At 43.8% G+C, this 5,014-nt stretch carries 5 protein-coding genes; 2 read left to right on the top strand and 3 right to left on the bottom strand.

Annotated features, from left to right (window positions below; all coding sequences use genetic code 11):
- Positions 1 to 163: 163 nt before the first annotated feature.
- Complete coding sequence (gene upp / locus IQR33_RS18575) at positions 164 to 790, bottom strand: uracil phosphoribosyltransferase (protein ID WP_005380401.1); 627 nt, start codon at positions 788 to 790, stop codon at positions 164 to 166.
- 179 nt (positions 791 to 969) lie between these two features.
- Here upp and purM point away from each other — a divergent pair, with 179 nt between their 5' ends.
- Positions 970 to 2,010 carry a phosphoribosylformylglycinamidine cyclo-ligase gene (gene purM / locus IQR33_RS18570; protein ID WP_005389861.1) on the top strand — a complete coding sequence of 347 codons (1,041 nt, stop codon included), beginning with the start codon at positions 970 to 972 and terminating at the stop codon, positions 2,008 to 2,010.
- A gap of 151 nt (positions 2,011 to 2,161) precedes the next feature.
- The gene (gene purN / locus IQR33_RS18565) at positions 2,162 to 2,818 is read left to right on the top strand and encodes a phosphoribosylglycinamide formyltransferase (RefSeq protein WP_005394347.1); all 657 of its coding nucleotides are present in this window, start codon (positions 2,162 to 2,164) and stop codon (positions 2,816 to 2,818) included.
- A 389-nt stretch (positions 2,819 to 3,207) separates the two neighbouring features.
- Here the strand turns inward: purN and IQR33_RS18560 are convergent, their stop codons facing one another.
- The gene (locus IQR33_RS18560; protein ID WP_053304068.1) at positions 3,208 to 4,053 is read right to left on the bottom strand and encodes a class II glutamine amidotransferase; all 846 of its coding nucleotides are present in this window, start codon (positions 4,051 to 4,053) and stop codon (positions 3,208 to 3,210) included.
- A 50-nt stretch (positions 4,054 to 4,103) separates the two neighbouring features.
- A complete protein-coding gene (lpcA, locus tag IQR33_RS18555) occupies positions 4,104 to 4,679 on the bottom strand; it encodes a D-sedoheptulose 7-phosphate isomerase (RefSeq protein WP_005380392.1) in 576 nt (191 codons plus the stop codon).
- Positions 4,680 to 5,014: the final 335 nt, after the last annotated feature.

Raw genomic sequence — 5,014 nt, 5'->3', positions numbered from 1 at the left:
GAGGGAGTAATCGCGCTGAGTTCTTTTAGTTGTTGATTTCATAACACTCTCCAATTTTGGGGGTGGAAAGTGTCAACCTTATTTAGGACGGCACAGTAGATACAAAAAAGGCTTGGTTTTCACCAAGCCTTTTTCTGTTCAGTCATAGTAATACATCAAAGAATTACTTAGTACCGAAGATCTTATCACCTGCATCGCCTAGACCCGGAACGATGTAGCCTTTGTCATTAAGCTTCTCATCGATTGCCGCAGTGTATAGCTCAACATCTGGGTGTGCTTTTTCTAGCGCTTCAATACCTTCTGGTGCAGCAACAAGTACCAGCACTTTGATTTGGTTACAACCTTTCTCTTTTAGGAGATCGATAGTAGCAATCATAGAACCACCTGTTGCAAGCATTGGGTCAACAACAAGCGCAATACGCTCCTCGATGTTTGAAGCAAGCTTGTTGAAGTAAGGAACTGGCTCAAGCGTTTCTTCATCACGGTAAATACCCACAACACTGATACGTGCGCTTGGCATGTGCTCAAGAACTCCATCCATCATGCCTAGACCTGCACGTAGGATTGGCACTACGGTTACTTTTTTACCTTTAATCTGGTCTACTTCTACCGGACCGTTCCAACCATCAATGGTCACTTTTTCTGTTTCAAAGTCTGACGTTGCTTCGTAAGTAAGTAGGCTACCGACCTCAGTCGCTAACTCACGAAAACGTTTTGTGCTGATGTCACCTTCTCTCATTAGACCAATTTTATGTTTTACTAGAGGGTGCTTTACTTCAACAACTTTCATGTCCATCTCCGGCTATAGTTGGCAATATTTAAACAAACCTTCAGATTATACATGATTTTCACAGGGATATCAGGATAAATCACTAAAGAAAAAAACAGACGCAAACGTTTGCTATCTATGTTTAAGCACTGTTAGAATAGCGCCGTTTTCATATCCAACTTAATACCGAGGACTTCCCTGTGAGTGGTAACAACTCTTCTCTTAGCTATAAAGACGCTGGTGTAGATATTGATGCAGGCAACGCGCTTGTGGATCGTATTAAGGGTGCGGTAAAACGTACTCGTCGCCCTGAAGTTATGGGTGGTATCGGTGGTTTTGGCGCGCTATGCGAATTGCCAACTAAATACAAACAACCTGTACTGGTTTCTGGTACTGATGGCGTTGGCACAAAACTTCGCCTAGCACTGGATATGAACAAGCACGACACGATTGGCATCGACCTAGTGGCAATGTGTGTAAATGATCTTATCGTGCAAGGCGCAGAGCCACTGTTTTTCCTAGATTACTACGCAACAGGCAAACTAGACGTTGATACCGCAGCGGATGTTGTTTCAGGTATCGCAGAAGGGTGTGTTCAAGCAGGTTGTGCCCTAATTGGTGGCGAAACTGCGGAGATGCCTGGCATGTATGAAGGCGAAGACTACGACGTAGCTGGTTTCTGTGTTGGCGTAGTAGAAAAAGAAGACGTGATTGACGGCACGAAAGTCGCTGCTGGTGATGCACTTATCGCTGTTGGTTCAAGCGGCCCACACTCAAACGGTTACTCCCTTATCCGTAAGATCCTAGAAGTATCTGGTGCAGATAAGAGCGAAGAGCTAGCAGGCCGCACTATTGGTGAGCACCTACTAGAACCAACAAAAATTTACATCAAGTCAGCACTTAAGATGATTGAGAAACACGACATCCATGCGATTTCTCATATCACTGGTGGTGGTTTCTGGGAAAACATCCCACGCGTACTGCCTGAAGGCACGAAAGCAGTTATCGATGGTAACAGTTGGGAATGGCCAGTTATCTTCAAGTGGCTACAAGAGAAAGGCAACGTCGACACACACGAAATGTACCGCACATTCAACTGTGGTGTAGGTCTAATCGTCGCACTACCGAAAGACCAGGCAGATGCAGCAGTTGCTCTTCTTAAAGAAGAAGGCGAAAACGCGTGGGTGATTGGTCAAATCGCACAAGCAGACGCGAACGAAGAGCAAGTTGAAATCCAATAATTTGCAAATCGAGCTCAAAAGATAAGAAGAATGAGGACACTAGATGACTAGGTCCTCATTTTGCTATCTAGAACACTAAAAACCATTCTATTAGTAGGTAGTTTAGAAGCTACATAACTCCAACCTACAATACCAAGGCGCTCTCGACATCATGAAAAACCATACCCTAAAAAACATTGTGGTCCTCATCTCGGGTAACGGAAGTAACCTGCAAGCTATCTTGGAAGCTTGCGAAGACAGCATGCCAAACGCACGAGTGGCAGCCGTGTTCTCTAACAAAGCAGATGCTTTTGGTTTAGAACGTGCAAAAAAGTTTGATGTGGACGGTCACTTTGTCGACCCTAAAGCATTCAGCTCGCGTGAAAGCTTTGATGCAGAACTAATGAGTCAAATAGATGAATACCAACCAGACGTGATTATTCTTGCTGGTTACATGCGCATTCTGAGCAGCGCATTTGTTTCTCATTACATGGGTAAGATGATCAATATCCACCCTTCTCTTCTACCAAAATATCCTGGGCTACACACACACCAGAGAGCAATTGATGCTGGCGATAAAGAACATGGTACGAGTGTGCACTTTGTAACGGAAGAGCTTGATGGTGGCCCTGTCATACTGCAAGCAAAAGTTCCTGTGTTCGAAGACGATGATGCTAGTGTACTTGCGGCACGTGTTCAGGCGCAGGAGCACCGAATCTACCCTATGGTGGCTAAGTGGCTGGTAGACGAGCGGTTGATCATGAAGGATGGTAAAGCCTATTTAGATGGCGCAGAGCTTGGCGTACATGGGTACGCCTCAGATGAGTAGCCCTGAATAATAAACTCCAAGCACAAAAGAGCAGCCTGAGGGCTGCTCTTGGTTGTTTTAATACTTATAAACTTGATTCAAGAAAACCATGGTGAGACTAGAAACCTAAAACCCAACATTCTAAAAAATCCCATAACCACTTGAGTAACATAACACTCGGAAAGTAGATTCTGAATCTGGTTCGTTCTTCACCGTTCAGACTGACGAGGTGTTTTATGAGAAATTTCTATCAGTTACGTCTTTACAGCAAGCCTTAGCGAGACTAGGACTCTACTACCAGCACTCTAGAAAGTAAGAATGCTCATCCGTATCCGCCCTCGGTTTAAAACGCATAAAAATAAAGCTCGCGATTAAGCGAGCTTTATTTTTATATTCAGAGTAAGAGACCATCACTCTAACGGTTCGGTTGGCGCTTGATTGCCCGGCTTAGCCGCCGAAAACGGCACATTTACCAGTTCAGAGGCATTATTTTTGACTAGTTCACCTAGGTGAAACAAGCCGTATTCGCCAGGTTTCATACGCTGCCAAGCTTCGTTGCCCGTCAAAGGTTGAGTTGCAATCACAGAAACGATATCGTGTGGCGTTGTTTCTTCTTGGAAGTTAATTTCCACATCTTCATCAAGCAACGCGGCTTTTCCAAACGGTGCGCGTCTTGTGATCCAATACAAATGATTGGTGCAATACGTCATTACATACTCACCATCACTCAGAAGCATGTTAAATACACCCTTCTCTCTTAGCTCATCACAACATTTAGCAACATATAAGAATACCGACTCCATATCCTTTGGTGGCTCAGGATATCGATCTTCCATTTGCTTCAATAACCAGCAAAATGCCAGTTCACTATCTGTTTCACCGACAGGTCGATGTCGACCTGTATGCAAGTCTTGATAGCCAGAGAGCTGACCGTTATGCGCAAACGTCCAATACCTACCCCACAGCTCACGTGTAAAGGGATGAGTATTTTCTAAATTAACACCACCACGATTCGCCTGTCGGATATGACTAACGACCGCACGACTTTTGATGGGATAATTTTGTACCAACTCTGCTATTTTAGACTCACAACTTGGCTTGGGATCTTTGAAGGTTCGAAAGCCCTTCCCTTCGTAGAAGGTGATCCCCCATCCGTCACGGTGTGGGCCGGTTCGACCTCCACGCTGCATGAGCCCAGTAAAACTGAAACAAATATCCGTTGGAACATTAGCGCTCATACCGAGCAATTCACACATGGTTTAAAAAACTCCCTAACAACACAGCTCGAAACGGTGGCCGTAAACGATTATTCCATCTCTTTTTCGATCAACTGAATGATGATATGAATAATCTTAATATGAATTTCCTGAATGCGGTCTGCATAACCAAAGTGTGGCACGCGGATTTCAATATCTGCAAGGCCTGCCATTTTGCCGCCATCTTTACCTGTTAGCGCAATCGTCTTCATGCCTTTCGCTTGTGCTGCTTCAATCGCTTTCAGGATGTTACCTGAGTTACCTGAAGTCGACAGACCAAACAGTACGTCACCTTTTCGACCAACCGCTTCTACATAACGTGAAAACACGAAGTCATAACCAAAGTCATTACTCACACAAGAAAGGTGGCTTGGATCTGAAATAGCAATACCAGCATAGCCAGGACGATTTTCTCGGTAACGGCCTGTTAGCTCTTCGGCAAAGTGCATTGAATCACAGTGAGAACCACCGTTACCACATGACAATACTTTACCATCTTGCTTGAATGAGTCAGCAATCATTTTCGCCGCTGCTTCGATTTGCGCAATGTTATGGTCATCGCTTAAAAATTTGTTGAGCACTTCAGCAGCTTCGTTTAATTCACTTCTAATCAGATCATGGTACATAAGACGTTCTCTTTATTATTTCGGCTTCAGTCAGCTCTAGACTCACTGAGCAAATTGTTCTGATACCAATTTGGTATCGGACATTTCATAAACCTGAACTCGGGTTTGATTACTCTGAGTTTACCCACAAACGAGAATTAGTGTCGATAGTGAACCAACAGATTTAGATTAGTGATGGTAATAAACTTGTCAACTTGCTCATGAAACCATCACTCAAATCTCAACTTTAGAATTTTAACTCTACTTAGATCACTTTTTATCCAATCTTATGTTTTACATTTCCTTAATATTTTGATTACACTTAAACCAACTGGTTAGACCTCTTACCTAACATG

It is taken from the genome of Vibrio sp. OPT46 (assembly GCF_015163535.1).
GTDB classification, from domain to species: domain Bacteria; phylum Pseudomonadota; class Gammaproteobacteria; order Enterobacterales; family Vibrionaceae; genus Vibrio; species Vibrio alginolyticus.
This window is presented reverse-complemented; position numbering and strand designations above follow the sequence as displayed.

Excerpts from the sequence above, each read along its gene's own strand:
- IQR33_RS18560 (WP_053304068.1), bottom strand. The coding sequence starts at position 4,053 with ATGTGTGAATTGCTCGGTATGAGCGCTAATGTTCCAACGGATATTTGT.
- lpcA (WP_005380392.1), bottom strand. The coding sequence starts at position 4,679 with ATGTACCATGATCTGATTAGAAGTGAATTAAACGAAGCTGCTGAAGTG.
- upp (WP_005380401.1), bottom strand. The coding sequence starts at position 790 with ATGAAAGTTGTTGAAGTAAAGCACCCTCTAGTAAAACATAAAATTGGT.
- purN (WP_005394347.1), top strand. The coding sequence starts at position 2,162 with ATGAAAAACCATACCCTAAAAAACATTGTGGTCCTCATCTCGGGTAAC.